Below are 19,615 nucleotides of genomic sequence, written 5' to 3' on the forward strand. Positions count from 1 at the left end.
AGGCTAGAACGGATCGACTGAACAAGACCGGAGCCTCGATCCTTGACCCCCTTGCCCGAAAACGGCGGACGCCTCCTTTCCTTTCAGGATCTGATCCTGCGCCTGCATCAGTTCTGGTCGGCACAGGGCTGCGCCCTGCTCCAGCCCTATGATACCGAACTGGGTGCGGGTACGCTCTCGCCGCATACGACGCTGCGGGCATTGGGGCGCAAGCCGTGGAAGGCCGCCTATGTGCAGCCCTGCCGCCGGCCGTCAGACGGGCGCTATGGTGAAAACCCGAACCGGCTCCAGCATTATTACCAGTATCAGGTGCTGCTCAAGCCGACACCCGAAGACAGCCAGCGCCTGCTGCTCGACAGCTATCGTGCCATCGGCATCGACCCAGAAAAGCACGATATCCGCTTTGTGGAAGACGACTGGGAAAACCCGACAATCGGCGCCTGGGGGCTGGGCTGGGAAGTCTGGTGTGACGGCATGGAAGTCACGCAGTTCACCTATTTCCAGCAGGTTGGCGGCATTCCGACTGTCGTTCCCTCGACCGAACTGACCTACGGGCTTGAGCGTCTGGCCATGTATGTGCAGGGCGTCGAGAATGTCTATGATCTCGACTTCAACGGTCAGGGTCTGAAATACGGCGATGTCTTCCTGCGCGCCGAGCAGGATTATTCGCGCCATAATTTTGAGCTGGCCGATACCGAAATGCTGATGCGCCATTTCCGCGACGCCGAAGCGGAGTCCGTGCGTCTGGCAGAAGCTGGCGTGGCCCAGCCCGCCTATGACCAGTGCGTCAAGGCCAGCCATCTGTTCAACCTGCTCGACTCACGCGGTGTCATTTCGGTGTCCGAGCGCGCCTCCTATATCGGGCGCGTGCGCAATCTCGCAAAGCTCTGCTGCGAAACCTGGCTTGCTGGCGACGAGGAGTCGAAATAATGGCCGAATTCCTTCTCGTTCTCGATTGCGAGGAAATTCCTGCCCGTATGCAGGAAAGCGCCGGTCAGGATCTGGCGCGTCTCGTTTCCGAGGCGCTGGCACCGCTTTCACCGCGCGATGTCACACCGTTCTGGGGCGCCAGACGGATCGGTGTCAGCCTGCAGATCGACGAACAGATCGCAGAATCCACCCAGTCGGAACGTGGCCCCCGTGAGAGCGCGCCCGAACAGGCACTCGCCGGATTCCTGCGCAAGCATGGCGCCGAACGCGACGCTCTGGTTCTGGAAAACGGTTTCTGGGTGCTCAACCGCACCCTGCCTGCCATCGGTGCCGCACAGCAGATTGCCGAGACCATTCCGGCTTTGCTCTGGCGCTTTCCCTGGCCGAAATCCATGCGCTGGGGCCATGGCAGCGCCTTTACCTGGGTGCGTCCGCTGCGCCGCGTGATCTGCCTGCTGGACGGTGCGCTCGTGCCGTTCAGCCTGGCGACCGAAAATGACGATGCCCATGGTCTGGTGGCAGGCGCGCAGACCGTTGGCCATCGCTTCATGGCGCCTGAACCCTTTGCCGTGACGTCGTTCAAACAGCTCAGAGACGAGCTGTTTGCGCGCAAGATCGTGCTTGACCCCGCACAGCGCCTGTCGATCATCCGCGACGGGTTGCAGGCCCAGGCAGACAAGGCCGGTCTGACACTCGTGCAGGATGACAAGCTGGTTGAGGAAGTTTCGGGTCTGGCCGAATGGCCGGTCGCGCTCCTAGGCCGTATCGACGACGCCTATATGGATCTGCCGCCTGAAGTGATGCAGGTGTCGATGCGCATCAACCAGCGCTATTTCGCCCTGCGCAATGCAGACGGCAAGGCAGCCCCGCATTTCGCTTTCATCGCGAATATGGATTTTGCCGATGGCGGCGCCCTGACGATCGCCGGTAATGAGCGCGTGCTGCGCGCCCGCTTTGCCGATGCCCGCCATTTCTGGGATCTCGACCGCAAGACGAAACTGGCCGAACGCGTGGCCGCGCTGGATGGGGTGACCTTCCATGCAAGGCTTGGCAGCCAGGGCGCGCGCGTGCAGCGTATCGTGGCGCTGGCCGGTATCGTCGCTCAGGCGATGGGGCTGGATGAAACGGCGCAGAAGCAGGCGCAGCGCGCGGCCCTTCTGGCAAAAGCCGATCTGACGACTGGCATGGTCGGCGAATTCCCCGAATTGCAGGGTGTGATGGGCGGCTATTACGCCCGTCATGACAATGAGGGCGATGCGGTTTCCGACGCTGTGGCCGAGCATTACATGCCACGCGGCCTGAATGACGACACACCCCGCGCGCCCGTCTCCATTGCTGTGGCGCTGGCCGATCGTCTCGATCTGCTGACGGCCTTTTTTGCCATGGGTGAAACGCCAAGTGGTTCGGGCGATCCCTATGCGCTGCGACGCGCCGCACTCGGCATTATTCGCATCATTCGCGATAACGGACTGCGCCTCGACCTGACGACGCTCATCGCCCAGGCCGCACAGAACCTGCCTGAAGGGCTGCGCGACGGTGGCGAACTCGAAAGCCTGCCCGGCTTTCTGACCGAACGTCTGCGTGTGCAGCTGCGCAGCGAAGGTGAGCGTTACGACGTGCTGGCCGCTGTTCTGGCCGGTGGTCTCGATGGCGATCTGGTGCGGCTGCTTGCCCGTACCGCAGCCTTGGCGGAAATGGTCGGCACTGATGACGGGCGCAATCTGCTCGCAGCGGGCAAGCGCGCGGCCAATATCCTGCGCATCGAAAACCGCAAGGACGGCCCGCATCAGGGCGCGCCCGACAACGCGCTTTACGTGCAGGATGAGGAACGCGCTCTGGGCGAGGCGCTGGCCTCTGCACAGACAGCGATTCATACGGCTCTTGAGCAGGAGCGTTTTGCGGAGGCCATGATCGCGGCAGCGTCCCTGCGCCCCGTGCTCGATCGCTTCTTCGAGGTCGTGACGGTCAATGACCCCGAGCCTGCCCGTCGTCTGAACCGCCTGCGCCTGCTGGCGCAGATTGGCGAAACCCTGACTGAAATTGCCGATTTCAGCCAGATCGAAGGCTGAGCGTTACCGCCCCACCGTTTCACCCGGTGGGGCAAGGCCGTGTCCTACCAGACTGGCGTTTTGATAGGCCGGTCCAAAAACCCCTATGGCCGCGCCCGTCACGGGATCATGGCCGGGGGTGCCTTCCCCGATGGGAAGGAATTGTTTCACGAAATCGACGGCTTTACCCGCGGTGGTGCGCCTTATCGGCGGGGCTGCCATGGCACGGGGCAATGGTGAGGGTTCCCACTGGGCCGCCCCTGCCCCCGACGGCGATCCCCTCGACGCCGGAGAGACAGTCGTTGGCACCTCGACATGAAACGGCAAGACGGTGGAAAAACCACGCGCCACGCACAAAGTGCTGCTGGCTGGCATACCGCCGAGCGTTACGGTCACAAGTGTCAGGCACAGGTTCTTGTTCCTCATTTCGGGACCCTTTTCTGCCAGAAGCGTGATTAAGCCGTTTCTCTGGAGCCCGACGCAACCGGAAAGAGCGAAAGGCGGCGGACTCGTCTCGTCAGGACCCCACCGAAAGAGCCTTCCCTCTCTTCTCCGCGCGTGTTGAAAATCGTGTTCTGAGATCATCGAGCAGCCAGCTGCCTGCGCGACCCAGCGCGCGATCGCGCATGGTCGCCGCAAAGATACGCCTTGGGGCCGGGGCATCGGGGTCATCATCGACGATTTCGAGCCTGACCAGCCTGCCATCGCGCAGAGGGGCCTCGACGAGATAATCGGGCATACGACACCAGCCGAGCCCACCCAGAAGAAAATCGAAGCGTCGGCCCAGTTCGACAAAGCGCCAGCGTCTGGGGCTCAGAACCCCGTAATGGGGGCCACCGGGCGCGGAGGGATCAGACAGAACAAGTTGAACATGCTCTGCCAGATCGGCCCGTGTCACAGCCCGGTTCAGACGAGCCAGTTCATGATCAGCAGACACGACGGGCACCAGCACAACATCGCAGACCGGCACGGCAATCAGATCCTCAGGCACGCCGAACAACAGCACACAGAGCGCCAGCGAGGCATCGCCCTGACGCAGACGCCGCTCGGCGCCGCCCAGCCCCTCGGTCGAAAAGCTGACGGGCAAATGGGGAAACTGCTCTTCGAGGGCATGCAGGCTTTCGATGAAGGCCCCGGTCGGCACGAGGGGGTCGATGGCAACGGCAAGTTCCGGCTCCACCCCTTCCCTGATTGCTGCAGCAAGCGCCTCGAACTGGGCAGCACCGGACAGGACGCGACGCGCCTGCGCCACCAGAACCCGCCCCATTCCGGTCAGAACGGGCCGATGGCCCGACCGGTCGAACACGACAACACCCTGTGTCGCTTCAAGCGTGGCAACGGCCTGGCTTATAGCAGATTGTGCCCGTTTGAGCCTGCGACCGGCAGCCGAGAAACTGCCTGTCTCGTCGATCGTGACCAGCACACGCAGCTGGTCAAGGGAAAGCGTTCCCAGCATCCATCACCCCACACGATAGAATCGATCGGTTTTTTATCACTGATAGTGAGAGAGCAGACAGGATAGGCTTGCCCTCATGCAACCCAGTTTCTTCATCAATCACGGCGGTGGCCCGTGCTTCTTTCTCGAACCCGGCCCCATGCGCCGCGCCTGGGCTCCGCTGGAAGACTATCTCACAGGCTTTGCTGCCAGATTACCGAAGCGACCGGATGCGCTGGTGGTGATTTCGGGCCATTGGGAAGACAAGGTGCCACGCATTCATTTCGGCGGGTCGCCATCGCTGCTTTACGATTATGGCGGGTTTCCGCCTCACACCTATGCGCTGGAATGGCCCGCGCCGGGGAGCCCCATCCTTGCCGCTCGTATCGCAACCCTGCTCGACGATGCCGGTATCGAGACCGCACGCGAAACAGCACGCGGCTGGGATCACGGCGTGTTCGTGCCGCTCAAGATTGCCTTCCCCAACGCGGAGATCCCCGTGGTTCAGCTTTCGCTACGGCAGGATCTCGACCCAGGGGCACATCTCGCTCTTGGCCGCGCGTTGGCGCCGCTTAGAGCGGAGAATGTGCTGATTATCGGCAGTGGCCAGTCCTATCACAATATTGGCGGCTTCTTCTCAGGCACAATGTTCGACCGGGCCGCGGAATCTTTTGATCGCTGGTTGCAGGCATCGATGAACGACCCGGCCACACGCGAGCAAGCATTGCGCGACTGGCGCCACGCCCCCGGTGCCTGCGCCGCCCATCCACGCGAAGAGCATCTTCTGCCACTGATGGTTGCCGCTGGCGCCGCGACAGGGGAAGCAGCCCATCTCGATTTCGCCGCAACCGTGCTCGGCAAACCGCTTTCGGGCTACCGCTTTGGATAAAACCAGCCTTCCATGACGGCTCTGGCGCCCTCACCTTGAGCGGGGCGGGCCATATCGCTCTGAGGCATCGACAACAGTGCGGTCTGGTTTTTACCGGGCGTCATTGTCGCTTATGATGACCGAGAGACGAATGGCGCCATCCGGAAGACGGGTAATGACGTTCCTCATCGTTTCAATTTGCTCCTGGACGCATTGGAAACGGTCATGGCGAGATTTGCACTTATAATTCTGGCGTTCGTCCTGGTCGCTCTTGTCGCCGATATAGGCGTCATCTTTATCAACGGATTCAGCACGCCCTCTGAGGAGGCATCCGTGGCAGTCATTCTTGGCAATAAGGTTTATGGCGATGGCACCCCCTCTCCCCGCCTTCAGGCGCGACTGGATGAAGGGGTGCTTCTTTATCAGACTGGGAAGATCAAACGGATCATTGTCAGTGGGGGTGTCGAGGAGAATGGTCTGAGCGAGGCTCAGGTCATGGCTGGCTATTTGTCGGCGCATGGCGTTCCATCGGACGTAATTGCCATGGACGATACGGGACGCAACACGCATCTGTCCGCCGTAGCGCTATCGAAAATCTTCAGCCGAGAGACGCCCATCATCGTAGTAAGCCAATGGTTCCACATAGCGCGAACCAGATTGGCGATGCGTCAATGTCACTTCACCAAGATATCCGGTGCAGCACCGCATTATGTCGATGCCAGAGATATTTATTCTCTTTTGCGGGAAACACTCGCCCTACCCTATTACGCAGTCACCCATAAGGGCTGTTGACGCCTCGAATTAAGCCGGAACGACATTTTCTCGATGATTTTAGGCAGGCGTCAAACCACAAGCGGTCGCGGTGGATGCTGGACGGCTACTCGATTCCCTCGCTGAGCGACCACATAGGGTACTATCGGTCAGCACAGGGCATCTAAAAATCGAATTTTTCGAACGTTTCTGCCAAATCAATCAATTGGATTGATTTGAAGCGCTGCCGGATACTCGGCCTTACAGAAAGCAGTGAGGCAGATCATGACAGAGATCCACGATATCGCGATTATCGGCGGAGGGGCGAGCGCCACCCTGCTTGCCTGGAATTTGCGCCAGCACCATGGCAGGTCCTGCATCGTGATCGATCCCACCGACCAGCCAGCCCTCGGTCTGGCCTATGGCACACGCAGCGTCGAAAATCTGCTGAACGTCCCTGCCAGCGGCATGAGCGCGCTCGCGGATGAGCCGGGCCATTTTCTCGACTGGCTGAGACAGAAGATCGACCCGCAGATCGACTCACAGGCTTTCATTCCACGAGCCATTTACGGGCTCTATCTGCAGGATCTGTTTCGTCAGGCGCGGCCGCTTCATCTGCGCGCACGGGTCACGAGGCTGACCTGTGACGCCGACAGCACGACACTGCATCTCGATGCCGGGAATTCCGGCGAAGGGCGTTGTCTGCGTGCGCGCCATGTCGTTCTGGCGCTTGGCCATTTTGCGCCCCCTCTCCTGCCCGGTATCCCGACAGAGCTGGCGGGCGGCGGACGCTATCATCATCAGGTCTGGGCGCAGAACGCCCTCGAGGCAATTGCACCGGAAGACCCGGTGCTGCTGATCGGAAGCGGACTGACCGCCATCGACCAGATCATGCAGCTTCGGGCCGCAGGGCATAGCGGCAAGATAACGGTCATTTCGCGCCATGCCCGTTTTCCGCAGCGCCACGCCCCCGCGCCGGTTCTTTCAGCGCCTGTCATCGAACCCGGCCAGTGTGCACCGCGCTGCACCGCCTATCTGCATCGTCTCAATGCTGCGTTGAAACAGGGCATTCCCTGGCGCGCCTGTATCGACAGCCTGCGCCCGGTTACCAATGATCTCTGGGCCGCCCTGCCGCCTGACGAGCGGGCACGTTTTCGTCGCCACCTGCAAAGGCGCTGGGATGTCGTGCGCCATCGCATGGCCCCCCGCATCGCCGAAGCGCTCGATGCCGAGCTGGCAAACGGCACCCTTTCGCTGCGCGCAGGGCACCTGCAGAAAATCACGAGCGTCGCAGACGGGTTATGCGTGACACTTCGCTGCGGTGCACAGCTCGATCACGTCACTGTCGCCCATGTGCTCAACTGCACCGGACCGAACCTGCGTTATGACAGGGTGGACTCACCGCTCCTGCGCGACCTGCTCGACAGAAAGCTGGCCCGCTCCGGTCAGGGCGGCATCGGACTGGACACAACGCGTGACGGGCGGGTTATCGCGGCCGATGGTACGGCGCGGCTCCCGCTTCATACGTTGGGGCCTGCGCGACAGGGCACATTGTTCGAATCCATTGCCATTCCCGAGATACGTGGTCAGGCCTATGATCTTGCCCTGACACTCGACGGGCTTCTGAACGAGGCCTCACCCCAGGATCTGTGCGCATGATAAGCCGATATACCGATCACGCTGCCAATGAGCGCACATTTCTTGCCTGGGTCCGCACGGCGCTTGCCATGGTGGCCATTGGCTGCATGCTGGCAAAATTCACCATCTTCCTTCGGCTGATCAGTTCCGAGCATCCCGATGCCATGCCGGCCGGGTCGGGATCTTCTGCCTGGGTCGGGGTGCTGACGATCTGCGCCGGGCTGATGCTTCTGCCGGCAAGCTGGTGGCGTTTTCGCAAGGTGAAGGCCGCACTCTCTGCCGATGAGCCAAGAGAGATCGCCCTCAACGGGCTGGAAGGCCTGTTCTGCCTGCTTCTCTCCCTGCTGGTCGGCGCCATTCTGCTCTCGCTTCTCGGGGTTCTGCCCTCGTGACCCTCGAGCAACTGCGTATCTTCATTGCCGTTGCCGAGCGGCAGCACATGACGCGTGCTGCCGAAGCGCTCGCCCTGACGCAGTCGGCCGTAAGCCACGCCATCATGACGCTCGAAAACAGCTTCGGGCTGCGCCTGTTCGACCGGGTCGGTCGGCGCATTCTGCTGACAGATGCCGGTAAAATCTTTCTGCGAGAGGCACGCGCCGTACAGGCACGGGCCCTCGCCGCCCGCGCCTGTCTGGAAGATCTGGGCGGGCTGCGTGCAGGCAGGCTGCATGTCTGGGCCAGCCAGACATTGGCAAGCTACTGGTTGCCCGCGCGCCTCAACCGTTTTGCGGCACTCTATCCCGAAGTGACGCTGGGCATGACCATCAGCAATACGGAAGAGATCTGCGCTCAGATCAGCGCTGGCACCATAAGCTTTGGCCTGATCGAAGGGGCTCCCATTGGCCCGTCTGTTAGAACCGAAACCCTCGCACGCGACCAGCTTCTGCTTGTGGTGGGCCCCGATCACCCCTGGGCGGAATCCCCACCCGAAATATCGGCACTCGACCAGACGCCCTGGGTGCTGCGTGAGAAAGGCTCAGGCACCAGGGCGAGCTTCGAGAACGCCCTGCAGGGCTGGGGCCTTACCACGGACCGCCTTGATATCGTCATGGAGCTGCCCTCCAACGAGGCCATCGCCACCATGGTCAGCACTGGCCGCGCCGCCACAGTGCTTTCGGCGAGCGTGGTTTCAGGATTGATCGAGAACGGGCTGCTCTGCTCCGTTTCCATGCCCTTTCCGGATCGGCATTTTGCCTTCGCCTGCGGCGCGCGCAGTTTGTCACCGGCAGAGCAGGCTTTCTGCACGCTTCTGCGCGGTGACGCATCGCGTACCCCCTGAAACGCTCAGGCCAGCCAGACGAGACGGACGCGACGATGGGGCTGGGCTAGCACTACGGCATTCTGTCCGAAGAGGCGCGCCAGAACTCGCGCTTTGGGGAGTGGACAGGCCACCGCGAAAAAGGGCTCAGACCACGCGTGCCAGCTGCCTTGACCACGCCATGAAGGGGCTCGACCCAGTCGTGCCCGCAATTGCCGCATGAGACGGATATTGACCCCATCGGGCAGGCGCTGCCCACTGGGGTTGCAGGCGCCAATCAGAACGAGGCTTCTGGCGTCAAAGGGCCAGTCTGATGGCCGTCGCCCGATATGAAGGACAACCGGGCCGATGGCATAGTGGGTGCGATGATAGGCTGCTCTGGCAGCCTGGGTCGGCGGCCTGACGCGGCTCATCCTGATGCCGGATCAGTGATCGTCACGCGCTGCTGGCAGATCGCGATCATTGCGATGCACCCAGGAGGAGAGCAGCAGACCAAAACCGAACATCATGGTCAGCATGGCCGACCCGCCATAGGAAATGAGCGGCAGCGGCACGCCACCGACCGGGATCACCCCCATGACCATGGAAAGATTGACCGCACAGTAGAGGAAGAAATCGACCGAAATGCCGAGGGCGAGAAGCCGACCGAACTGGTTGCGGCTGCGCATGGACATGAGCATGCCGCCCACGACCAGCAAGGCCAGAAGCCCTATAACCGAAACCGCGCCTGCATATCCCCATTCCTCACCGATCATGGTGAAAATGAAGTCGGTCTGCTTCTCAGGCAGGAAGTTCAGCTGGCCCTGCGTTCCACGCAGATATCCCTCACCCCACATCCCGCCCGAGCCGAGGGCGATCTTGGACTGGATGATGTTATACCCCGCCCCCAGCGGGTCATGCTCGGGATGCAGAAAAGTGTCGATGCGCGCTTTCTGGTAGTCATGCAGATGGGCGTAGATGAACTTGCCCAGAAAGGGCACGGGGGCGACAAGCAGGGCGATCTGCCACAGACGCATACCGGCAGCGAAGAACATCGTCGCGCCGATCAGACCGATAATGACCGCCGTGCCGAGATTGGGTTCTTTCAGCACAAGCCCGACAGGAAGGAGCGTCAGCAAGGCTGGCGGTATCAGGCGCAGCGGATTGCCCATGCGCTTGTTGTCGATACGATGAAACCAGCTTGCCAGCGCCAGTACCAGCGCGATCTTGGCAAATTCGGAGGGCTGGAACTGCAACCCGGCCAGATTGATCCAGCGTTCGGCCCCCTTGCCCACATGGCCCATATGCAGAACCAATGCGAGCAATATGACGGCCACCAGATAGACCGGGATGGAAAGAAGCCGCAGCAGGCGCGGGCTGGTAAGGGCCACGGTGATCATCATCACCAGACCGAAACCGAAGCGCACCATCTGCGGGCGGGCAAAGGGTTTGGCTGAGCCACCACCAGCAGAGTAGAGCGCGAGATAGCCCACACCAGCCAGAACGCAGATCAGCAGAACATAGAGCCAGTTGATCTGAAGCAGCTTGCCCAAGAGCCGGAAACTCGGCTCAGGGCGCCAGAGGCGTTTTTGCCAGTTCACTATTCGGCGTCCGCGACAGCCTGACCGGGGGCGTGGTCATGATTGACCGGGTCGCGCAAAAGCGTGTCCGTCATGATATCGCGTGCCAGAGGGGCCGCAGCATCGGCACCGCCATTGCCATGCTCGATGACCACCGCAATCGCATAGCGCGGCGCATCATAGGGCGCAAAGCAGATGAAAAGCGCGTGGGGGCGCTCTTCCCAGGGCAGGTTCATCGAGTTGAAGTGACCGCTCTCACGCAGGGCGCGTGAAACGCGTCGCACCTGGGCAGAGCCCGTCTTGCCCGCCATGGCGACATCGGGAATGCTCAGCTTTGCCTTTGGCGCCGTACCACGTGGCGCGTTGACCACGTCAAACATGCCCTGACGGATGACGGCAAGATGCGCATCCGGGATGTCGAGCGCCGGTGCGGCATCAAGCGGCGTATGCTCGGAATCATGCTCGTTGATCTTCCGCACCAGATGCGGCGCGACGTTACGACCAGAGGCGATGCGCGACACATAGGTGGCAAGCTCGAGTGGCGTGACTTGAACGAAGCCCTGACCGATACCGGCATTGACCGTATCACCGCCATTCCAGTGAAAGCCGTGTTTCTGACGCCATTCGGGCGTGGGGATGACACCGGCGCGAGTATGGGGCAGCTCGATATCCAGCTTGGTGCCGAGACCAAAGCCGTTGGCCATGGCCTTGATGGGCTCCATGCCGATCTTGCGCGCCGCTAGATAGAAATAGACGTCGCAGCTATACATGAGCGCCTGCTGCATGGTGATGCTGCCATGCCCCCAGCGCGACCAGCAATGGAAACGCACACCGCCCATGTCATAATAGCCGGGGCAGGTAAAGCGGTCCTGTGAGCTGACAAGACCGGATTGCAGCGCGGCCAGCGCCACGGCAGGCTTGAAGGTCGAGCCCGGTGGGTAGACACCTGCAACCGTCTTGTTGATGAGCGGCGTGCGGACGTTATTGGTCCACTCGATCCACTGGGCGTGGCTCACACCTGAGTCGAACAGGGACGGATCGAAAGACGGCGTGCTGACCATGGCCAGCACCTCGCCATTGCGGCAATCCATCACCACGACGCTCGCCGCCTGGTCGCCAATGCGATTGAGCACCATCTGCTGCAGACCGGCATCGATGGTCAGAACAACCTCGTCGCCCTGCTGGCCGTCGACGCGATCCATCTCGCCCATGACGCGGCCCTTGGAATTGACTTCCATCTCGACCGAGCCCGGTTCGCCACGCAGCAGCAGATCCTGGGTCTGCTCGATGCCGGCGCGGCCGGCGCGCATGCCGGGCAATGCCATCATGGGCGTCGAGGCGACATCGCGTTCATTGGGGGGCGCGACATACCCGACGATATGGGCCAGTTGCGGCCCATAGGGGTAAAGTCGCGTCGTGCCGACATCGATGAGCACACCGGGCAGGCTCGGCGCGTTCAATTCGATACGCGCCATGTCATCCCAACTCAGGAAGTCCTTCAGGGCAACGGGCACATATTTGCGTATATGACGCAGATCACGCTCGATACGGGCCTGATCGCGCTCATCGAGCGCGATGATCTGGCCGAAACGCGCGATGGTCGCATGGATATCGGTCGTCTCCTCGGGCATGAGGAGGGCGCGCCAGTTTACCTTGTTACCCGCAAGCTGCAGGCCAAAACGATCGACAATCTGGCCGCGAGCAGGCGCCAGAAGACGCTTGCTCGTGCGGTTTCGGGCCGCGAGATCGCGTAGATGATCGCCTTCATGTACCTGAAGATCGTAGAGCTTCTTGCCCAGCACACCGAGCACGCCCGCCTGGGTGGCCAGCACCAGCAGCGCACGGCGGGTAAAGACACCGCGTGAGGGCTTTACCTCTTCGCGCTTGGCCCGCAGGCGAGACGGATTACGGGACCGGGAGGATTTGTCGCGTCGGAACTTCATTGCGCGATGACAATCCCGCATCGCATTCCGGCCATGGCGACGCGTTCGCCTGTCGGGCGTCCATCAGGAAGCGCTGCGCTGCGACGGAACATCATGCTCAAAACCGGGCCTTCAGGCTTGTTCAGGGTCTGCCACCGTGCGACGCGCCCAGGCAAACAGGGCGCTCAATGTCGGATAGATACCAATTGTCACCGCTGCCTGAAAGAGACTCGGCACCGGAGACATCATTGCCAACGTCCCGATACACGCGATGATCCATCCAAACAACGACAAAACAAGGGCGAGCCCACCCAACAGAGCCCAGCCGAACAGGAAGCTGATACGGCTGAGCCCGTAGCGCCACAGATGCGCCACGCCATGAAAAACGAGTAACGAAAACACAAACACACCCGGAGGCCCAAAGCTCAGCACCTCACAGACCAGCCCCACGCAGAAGGTCATGAGCGGCGTCATGGATTGCGGCCTGTGCGCCGACCAGAAGAAGACCGTACTCGCCGCGATACCAAAACACAGCTCGTTCTGCCCCGGAATACCAAGCCCCGCCGAGAGAACAAGCGCGCAGAACACGATGAACAAGGAAGGCAGCAGCGCCCGCATGAGCTGGTCGATACGGCGACGCAGGGTCGGGCGTGGCGCGATGCCGGGGTGGATCTCGGGGGCGTGGCGATGGCCAACCATGGTCTAGCCCTGCCCTTTCGTCGGTTTCTGGAACGGCACGAAAGGCAGTTCGGGGGCAACCGGCATGGGCGGCATCAATCTGACGCGACCCGGCGCCTCGGGGCCAGCGTGATCGGCACTCATATAATTGAACACCCGGATGATGTCGGGATGATCGAGCGAGGCCTCAGGCACCACCACAGGCGTACCGGGGCGCAGATAATGCACCGTACCCACGACCAGCCCGCCCGGCATACCGGCAAATGCGCCGTGCTCATGCCCGTCAGGCGCAGGCTGCTCGCCCGTAACCACGCGCTCACCCTCCACTGGCCGATTATCCTGGGCGTAATAGATCAGCCTCGGATAGGGCGAGCCGTCACCCGCCATGATGGCATTGCCACGCGAAGCGGTGAGCATGACCGGAATACGGCTCGCATCGTCATTGATCATCAGGATACGCACTGTGCGCGCGCCTGTCTCCGTCACGCGGCCAAGCAGGCCTGACGCGTCAAGCGCAACGTCACCCGGTACGATATTATGGTTCTCGCCCACCGCCAGAAGAACGGAGCGCCCATACAACCCGCCTGCATCGCGCAGTGCATGGCCGCTGACAAAATTCGGGGCGTTATCGGGAATCCAGTGCAGGCTCGCCTTGAGCTGGGCATTTTCGTCAGCCAGCGCGACCGCCACATTATACCAACGACGCAGCTTCTGGTTTTCGGCCCGCAGCCGTGCATTTTCACCGGCAATATCGGTCAGCCCCGTGACGGTCTGGCGCAGATGCGCAAAAGCCGTCTCTGGGGCTGTCAGGAGCTGATAGGCTGGTGTTAGGCCGTCAGCCAGCCTCATGCGCAGGGAGTCGACGGCCTGACGACGGGTCAGACCGAGCATGATCAGGCCGATTGCCAGAACGAAGAAGAACGGCAGCATCAGCTTTGCGAGTGCGTGTCGCCCCTGAATCGACAGCATCGACCGGATGCTCCCTGGTTATCAGTACATCGAGATCAGGACATTCCGCAGACGACGCATCTCTTCGAGCGCGCGCCCTGTGCCCAGTGCCACGCAGGAAAGAGGCGATTCACCGACAGTCACCGGCAGACCAGTGGCACTGCGCAGCACATCGTCAAGACGATAAAGCAGCGCGCCACCACCGGTCAGCACGATCCCCTTGTCGACGATATCGGCCGCCAGTTCGGGCGGGGTGTTCTCAAGCGCTGTCGCCACGGCATCGACAATCTGCTGCACCGGCTCGGCAAGGCTTTCCGCCACCTGGGCCTGGCTCACCAGAACCTCGCGCGGCACGCCATTGATGAGATCACGCCCCTTCACTTCCTTGATCGGACCGGGATCACGCGGATCATCAGGCAGGCAGGCCGAACCGATTTCCATCTTCACGCGCTCTGCCGAGCTTTCGCCGATCAGCAGATTGAACGTCTTGCGGATGTAGGAAATGATCGCGTCATCCATCTTGTCGCCGCCAACACGCACCGAGCGCGCATAGACGATACCACCAAGAGAAATGACCGCGACTTCTGTCGTGCCGCCGCCGATATCGACGATCATGCTGCCGGAAGGCTCGGTGACAGGAAGACCGGCGCCGATAGCGGCTGCCATGGGTTCTTCAATCAGCATCACCTTGCGGGCGCCTGCGCTCTCGGCGCTTTCCTGAATGGCGCGACGCTCGACCGCTGTGGATCCCGACGGAACACAGACGATGATCTGCGGGCTCGCGAAGGCGCGACGGTTATGCACCTTGCGGATGAAATGCTTAATCATTTCCTCCGCCACCTCGAAATCGGCAATCACGCCGTCACGCAAAGGGCGGATGGCCGTGATGTTGCCTGGCGTGCGCCCGACCATCAGCTTGGCTTCATCGCCGACCGCCAGAACCTGCTTCTTGCCACGCACTTCAGCGATGGCGACGACAGAGGGTTCATCAAGAACGATGCCGCGTCCCTTGACGTAAACGAGCGTGTTGGCGGTGCCGAGGTCGATAGCCATGTCTGCCGACATGAGACCCAGCAGACGTGAGAACATTCAAGCCTCCTGGCCGAAAGATGTGCGCGCACGGGTCGCATTCCGCCCCGTCCTGCGCGATGGCACCCCCGGAAAGATTTCAGGGAACCACATGACAGATGGGAGCATGACGCGAGATATTCTGGCGGAGGGATTACCGGGGCCGCGATTGGGGGGCAAGTCCCGATCAGGAGAAATTGCAGTTTAATGACCAAAAATGCCCCGCGCGGAAGCATGCGTCACGCCGGGGTGAAGCGCGGTTACTTTTAGTTACAAACCATCCTAAACTGGCCATGGTCGCGCCACGCTTCGAACGCGGCCCGGCAGGAATGATCTCCCCAAGCTGATCACGAGGCAGTGGCGACAGGAAACTCGCGAAATACCGCCCCGTTGAGCCAGAGTAGAATGAATTTTTAGGATAGTAGACATCATGACCAAGCGTGCATTCATCCTTCGTCCGCGCAATTTCGCAGCACTTGCGGCCTGCGTTGGCATGCTGGGGCTGAGCGCCTGTGGCAATCCGTATGACCCCGGCGCACGTGCTGGCTCGGGTGCGCTGATCGGCGCAGGTGGCGGCGCTGCTATCGGTGCTCTGGCCGGTGGCGGTCGTGGCGCCGCCATTGGGGCCCTTGCCGGTGGTGCACTCGGTGCAGCCGGTGGCGCCGCAACCACGCCCAACCGCCCGCGTTCCGGCTACTGATCTGTTAGAGCCTACGAGACCACGATGAGCGCACCCTCCCTTTTCTCTCCTGCACCCATACGGCGCCTTGCCGCCGGAGCCAGCCTCTGCGGGCTGTGCCTCATGCTGAATGGCTGTGGCAGTCCCTACGATCCGGGCGCACGCGCCGGTTCCGGGGCGTTGATCGGCGGTGGTGCCGGTGCCGCGATCGGTGCGGTGGCTGGCGGAGGGCGTGGTGCCGCCATCGGCGCGCTGGCGGGCGGATTGCTCGGTGCGGCAGGTGGTGCCGCCACAACGCCGAACCGCCCGAGCGGGCAGAGCAGCTACTATAATCAGGGCGGTTATTATAATCAGGCACCCCAGCAGGCCTACCCGCAGCAATATCCAACCGGCTACGCCCAGCCTGCCTATCCTGCCCAACAGGCTTATCCCCAGCAGGCGTACCCGCAGCAGACCTACCCGACCCAGCAGGGTTATCAGGGCTATCAGAACGGTTACTGACCCCTCCTGCCACCTGACCGGAGCCCGACGCGGGAGAACTGACGCTTTTACCGCAGCAGGCGCCTTCGGGGTGGCGAAATTTTTGGGCCAGAAACCGCTTAAATCCAATAAAAAACCTCCCGCCGTCTCTGACGGTCGGGAGGTTTTTTATAACTATAGAATACTTTGACGATCAGCCTGAAGCGGCGCGCCGAAGTCACACAGCGCGCCTGTTCAGCCCTCCGCGAGTGATCAGACCGACAAAGCCTCAGGCTCGGCGCGGGTGCGCTTGACCACCAGCTTGTTCAGGGCATGCACATAGGCACGCACGGCAGAAACGATGGTATCCGCATCGGCGCCCTGCCCGTCGACCATCTTGCCCCCTTCCTGAAGGCGGACGGTGGTCTTGGCCTGGGCATCGGTACCCTCGGTCACAGCACCGACAGAGAACAGCTCAAGCGCGGCTTCATGCGGGAAGATCTCGCCGATTGCCTTGAAGGCGGCGTCGACCGGACCATTGCCCGATACCTTGGCCGATTTCACGACACCATCGACAAGCAGTTCCAGCTCGGCCTGCGCCGGGCGCTTGGACCCCGCCAGCAGCTCGAGCGACACGAAGCGGATACGATCGTGATCGCGTGTTTCGTCATCGACCAGAGCACGGATATCATCATCGAATACCGTCTTTTTCTGGTCAGCCAGAACCTTGAAACGCTCGAAGGCATCCTGGATCTTGTCGTCAGGCAGGTCGTAACCCAGCGCCTTCAGCTTGTCGCGGAAGGCAGCGCGGCCCGAATGCTTGCCCAGAACCAGCGAGGTCTTGCTCCAGCCGACGCTCTCGGGGGTCATGATCTCATAGGTGGCGGCGTTCTTCAGAATACCGTCCTGATGGATGCCACTTTCATGTGCAAAGGCATTGCGCCCGACGATGGCCTTGTTCGGCTGCACATCGAAACCGGTGATATTGGCCAGCAGGCGCGAGATACCGAGCAGGCGTGGTGTCTCGATGCGGTTCTGGAACGGGATCTTGTCGCGACGGGTACGGATGGCCATCACGATTTCTTCAAGCGCAGCATTGCCCGCGCGCTCGCCGATACCATTGATGGTGCATTCGATCTGACGCGCACCGCCAGCAACAGCCGCAAGGGTATTGGCGACGCCCAGACCCAGATCGTTATGGTTATGCGTCGAGAAAATCACCTTTTCCGCACCCGGCACGCGCTCGCGCAGCATGGTGAAAATTGCCTGCAATTCGTCAGGCGTGGTGAAGCCGACCGTGTCGGGAATATTGATGGTGGTTGCGCCATGGCGAATGGCAGTCTCGACGCATCGGCACAGGAAATCGGGCTCGGTGCGCGATCCGTCTTCTGCCGACCACTGCACGTCATCGGTGAAATGACGCGAGGCCTTGTTGCCCTCGGCAATCAGGTCCAGCACCGTTTCCGGCTCCATACGCAGCTTGTATTTCATGTGAAGCGGCGAAGTGGAGATGAAATTATGGATACGACGACGCGGCGCCCTGGCGATCGCCTCGCCCGCGGCCTCGATATCGCGCTTGCCGCCGCTGCGAGCCAGGCCGCAAACCACGGCTTCGCGCACGGTTTCCGCAATTTTCTGCACGCTTTCGAAATCGCCCGGAGACGCGACGGGAAAACCCGCCTCGATCACATCCACACCCAGCTCTTCAAGCGCCTTGGCCATGCGGATCTTCTCTTCGAGATTCATCGAAAAGCCGGGTGACTGCTCACCGTCACGCAAGGTGGTGTCGAAAATAATGACCCGGTCGTCAGCAACCGTGCCGAAAGAAGGATGGGTAATGGTCATGGTTTTTTCTTCTCAACGCTTTGAACAACACAATCATGAACCCCCTGAACGCGCCAGACCGGCTGGCGGCGAAATGCGCTCAGGGGCTGATAAGTCGAAGCGTACGAAGAAGGAGGCCCGGGCACAGCGAAGCGCGTGCTGATGCACAACGCGAGATGCCAAAAGAGGGGGCCGAGATAATCATGGAACTCGTCTTACTGCACAAACCAGCCCCTTGCCTAGCGGAACCAGACGATTTTCTAGCCCGATCGCGCAATATTCGTGCCTGCACCCTGAAAATAACGATCGATTGCAGCATTCATGGCGCTGGCGACCTGTTGCCGATACGCCCCCTGACGCAGGGCAGCCTCATCATGACGATTGGACATGAAACCCATTTCGACGAGCACCGAGGGGATATCAGCCGATTTCAGCACCACGAACGCCGCGTGCCTGGCGGGATGACGCAGCAGGCCGATACGTGGCTGAAAGGCAGAGACGACACTGGCCGCCATATGGGCGGAGCCACGACGCGTTTCTTCATGAACAAGACTGGCGAGAATATCCTGAACCTCTGACGACATGCCGTGAAAGGCAGGCCCGGCGAAACGGTCGGCACTGTTCTCCGTCTGGGCAAGCGAGGCGGTCTGGGCATCGGAAGCCCCGTTGGAGAGGGTGTAAACGCTTGCGCCACGCACATCAGGATCATGCAGCGCGTCGGCATGCATGGATATGAAGAGCTGTGCCTTGTGCCGATGGGCAAGATCGACACGCCCCTCCAGCGGAATGAAATGATCATCTGCGCGCGTCATGACGACATCATAGCGCCCGGCGGCCTTGATCTGGCGATAGAGCTCTTTCGCTGCGGCCGCGGCAATATGCTTTTCATAAGTACCGCTCACCCCGATGGCACCGGGGTCCTTACCGCCATGACCGGGGTCGAGCATGATCACAGGCTTGGTCTGCGCCGCCTTGCCTGTGATTGCTGGTGCCTTACCGGGCGCCAGAGCATGTCCCTTTTTGTGCCTCGACGTTGCCAGGGCCGCCGAACAGGGCAGAAGCGTGGCCGTCGCTACAGCGCTGCCAATCAGATGGCTCATCTGACGGCGTGTCGGTTGAGAGAAGGACATGACGGCGACCTTGCAAGGAGAGCAGGGAAACTGCGAAGACTGGCCATTTTCTGGCATCACAATGCGGTGTCAACATGGCAGGGCTGCGAGTCTTGCACGAGGCGGGTTTTTCGGTCATCCTGCGGGAGAAGAATTGCGAAACGGTCGATCCGGCATCAATGACAGGGCTTAGCTCTTCAACCCGCCGCTCCCGTTTTATGCCGTGCTTCACGTGTCATCATGGTTTGCAAGAGCCCCCTCCCTTCCGCTGGCCCATGCCGCAGGACTGTAAGAGAGGTCAGTCTTCGAGCCAGTGACGCAGATGACAACTCGCTGGGGCCGCATGAAATCTGCCAGTCTCGTTTTGTGGAAAACTACCGGATCGGGTGATGCCCGGGTTCCGACGCTGTTCCGCGAGCGCTGGTCTGATGGCTCCTTTTCT

General features: G+C 61.3%; 19 protein-coding genes. 9 read left to right on the top strand and 10 right to left on the bottom strand.

Features of this window, described 5'->3' with window-relative positions:
• Window positions 1–42: 42 nt before the first annotated feature.
• Both IEV53_RS06395 and glyS read left to right on the top strand, forming a co-directional pair.
• Window positions 43–930 carry a glycine--tRNA ligase subunit alpha gene (locus tag IEV53_RS06395; RefSeq protein ID WP_188425973.1) on the top strand — a complete coding sequence of 296 codons (888 nt, stop codon included), beginning with the start codon at window positions 43–45 and terminating at the stop codon, window positions 928–930.
• Window positions 930–2,999 (top strand): glycine--tRNA ligase subunit beta, encoded by a 2,070-nt coding sequence (glyS, locus tag IEV53_RS06400; protein ID WP_188425974.1) that lies wholly within the window; start codon window positions 930–932, stop codon window positions 2,997–2,999. The genes IEV53_RS06395 and glyS overlap by 1 nt, the downstream gene beginning before the upstream one ends.
• A 3-nt stretch (window positions 3,000–3,002) precedes the next feature.
• Here the strand turns inward: glyS and IEV53_RS06405 are convergent, their stop codons facing one another.
• Together IEV53_RS06405 and IEV53_RS06410 are read right to left on the bottom strand one after the other, a co-directional pair.
• The gene (locus tag IEV53_RS06405; protein WP_188425975.1) at window positions 3,003–3,404 is read right to left on the bottom strand and encodes a hypothetical protein; all 402 of its coding nucleotides are present in this window, start codon (window positions 3,402–3,404) and stop codon (window positions 3,003–3,005) included.
• A gap of 91 nt (window positions 3,405–3,495) precedes the next feature.
• Entirely contained in the window at window positions 3,496–4,434 is a 939-nt protein-coding gene (locus tag IEV53_RS06410) for a LysR family transcriptional regulator (protein ID WP_188425976.1), read from the bottom strand.
• 76 nt (window positions 4,435–4,510) lie between these two features.
• Here IEV53_RS06410 and IEV53_RS06415 point away from each other — a divergent pair, with 76 nt between their 5' ends.
• The 5 genes from IEV53_RS06415 (at window position 4,511) to IEV53_RS06435 (ending at window position 8,948) form a co-directional block, all read left to right on the top strand.
• Window positions 4,511–5,302 carry a DODA-type extradiol aromatic ring-opening family dioxygenase gene (locus tag IEV53_RS06415; RefSeq protein WP_188425977.1) on the top strand — a complete coding sequence of 264 codons (792 nt, stop codon included), beginning with the start codon at window positions 4,511–4,513 and terminating at the stop codon, window positions 5,300–5,302.
• A 312-nt stretch (window positions 5,303–5,614) separates the two neighbouring features.
• A complete protein-coding gene (locus IEV53_RS06420; RefSeq protein ID WP_188425978.1) occupies window positions 5,615–6,073 on the top strand; it encodes a YdcF family protein in 459 nt (152 codons plus the stop codon).
• 243 nt (window positions 6,074–6,316) lie between these two features.
• Window positions 6,317–7,690, top strand: coding sequence for an FAD/NAD(P)-binding protein (locus IEV53_RS06425; RefSeq protein WP_188425979.1), 1,374 nt, complete (start codon window positions 6,317–6,319; stop codon window positions 7,688–7,690).
• The gene (locus tag IEV53_RS06430) at window positions 7,687–8,061 is read left to right on the top strand and encodes a YidH family protein (RefSeq protein ID WP_188425980.1); all 375 of its coding nucleotides are present in this window, start codon (window positions 7,687–7,689) and stop codon (window positions 8,059–8,061) included. Before IEV53_RS06425 ends, IEV53_RS06430 begins: the two co-directional genes overlap by 4 nt.
• On the top strand, window positions 8,058–8,948 hold the full coding sequence (locus tag IEV53_RS06435; protein WP_188425981.1) for a LysR family transcriptional regulator: 891 nt from the start codon (window positions 8,058–8,060) through the stop codon (window positions 8,946–8,948). The genes IEV53_RS06430 and IEV53_RS06435 overlap by 4 nt, the downstream gene beginning before the upstream one ends.
• A 5-nt stretch (window positions 8,949–8,953) precedes the next feature.
• On the opposite strand, the gene IEV53_RS06440 is transcribed toward IEV53_RS06435, so the two are convergent.
• From IEV53_RS06440 to IEV53_RS06465, 6 genes are all read right to left on the bottom strand, one after another.
• On the bottom strand, window positions 8,954–9,340 hold the full coding sequence (locus IEV53_RS06440; protein ID WP_188425982.1) for a DUF3293 domain-containing protein: 387 nt from the start codon (window positions 9,338–9,340) through the stop codon (window positions 8,954–8,956).
• A gap of 12 nt (window positions 9,341–9,352) precedes the next feature.
• The gene (rodA, locus tag IEV53_RS06445; protein ID WP_188425983.1) at window positions 9,353–10,507 is read right to left on the bottom strand and encodes a rod shape-determining protein RodA; all 1,155 of its coding nucleotides are present in this window, start codon (window positions 10,505–10,507) and stop codon (window positions 9,353–9,355) included.
• The gene (gene mrdA, locus IEV53_RS06450; RefSeq protein WP_188425984.1) at window positions 10,507–12,429 is read right to left on the bottom strand and encodes a penicillin-binding protein 2; all 1,923 of its coding nucleotides are present in this window, start codon (window positions 12,427–12,429) and stop codon (window positions 10,507–10,509) included. Before mrdA ends, rodA begins: the two co-directional genes overlap by 1 nt.
• A 111-nt stretch (window positions 12,430–12,540) precedes the next feature.
• Window positions 12,541–13,107 carry a hypothetical protein gene (locus IEV53_RS06455; RefSeq protein WP_188425985.1) on the bottom strand — a complete coding sequence of 189 codons (567 nt, stop codon included), beginning with the start codon at window positions 13,105–13,107 and terminating at the stop codon, window positions 12,541–12,543.
• A gap of 3 nt (window positions 13,108–13,110) precedes the next feature.
• A complete protein-coding gene (gene mreC, locus IEV53_RS06460; protein ID WP_188425986.1) occupies window positions 13,111–14,055 on the bottom strand; it encodes a rod shape-determining protein MreC in 945 nt (314 codons plus the stop codon).
• Window positions 14,056–14,076: 21 nt separating this feature from the next.
• The gene (locus IEV53_RS06465) at window positions 14,077–15,123 is read right to left on the bottom strand and encodes a rod shape-determining protein (RefSeq protein WP_188425987.1); all 1,047 of its coding nucleotides are present in this window, start codon (window positions 15,121–15,123) and stop codon (window positions 14,077–14,079) included.
• Between the two features lie 409 nt (window positions 15,124–15,532).
• On the opposite strand from IEV53_RS06465, the gene IEV53_RS06470 reads away from it, so the two are divergent.
• Both IEV53_RS06470 and IEV53_RS06475 read left to right on the top strand, forming a co-directional pair.
• Window positions 15,533–15,802, top strand: coding sequence for a hypothetical protein (locus tag IEV53_RS06470; protein WP_188425988.1), 270 nt, complete (start codon window positions 15,533–15,535; stop codon window positions 15,800–15,802).
• A 24-nt stretch (window positions 15,803–15,826) separates the two neighbouring features.
• Window positions 15,827–16,282, top strand: a complete 456-nt coding sequence (locus IEV53_RS06475; protein ID WP_188425989.1) for a hypothetical protein — start codon at window positions 15,827–15,829, stop codon at window positions 16,280–16,282.
• 231 nt (window positions 16,283–16,513) lie between these two features.
• On the opposite strand, the gene IEV53_RS06480 is transcribed toward IEV53_RS06475, so the two are convergent.
• Window positions 16,514–18,085 (bottom strand): 2-isopropylmalate synthase, encoded by a 1,572-nt coding sequence (locus IEV53_RS06480; protein ID WP_188425990.1) that lies wholly within the window; start codon window positions 18,083–18,085, stop codon window positions 16,514–16,516.
• Window positions 18,086–18,324: 239 nt separating this feature from the next.
• Entirely contained in the window at window positions 18,325–19,164 is an 840-nt protein-coding gene (locus IEV53_RS06485; RefSeq protein ID WP_188426275.1) for an N-acetylmuramoyl-L-alanine amidase family protein, read from the bottom strand.
• Window positions 19,165–19,615 lie beyond the last annotated feature (451 nt).

This window comes from Asaia siamensis (genome assembly GCF_014635085.1).
GTDB classification, from domain to species: Bacteria; Pseudomonadota; Alphaproteobacteria; order Acetobacterales; family Acetobacteraceae; genus Asaia; species Asaia siamensis.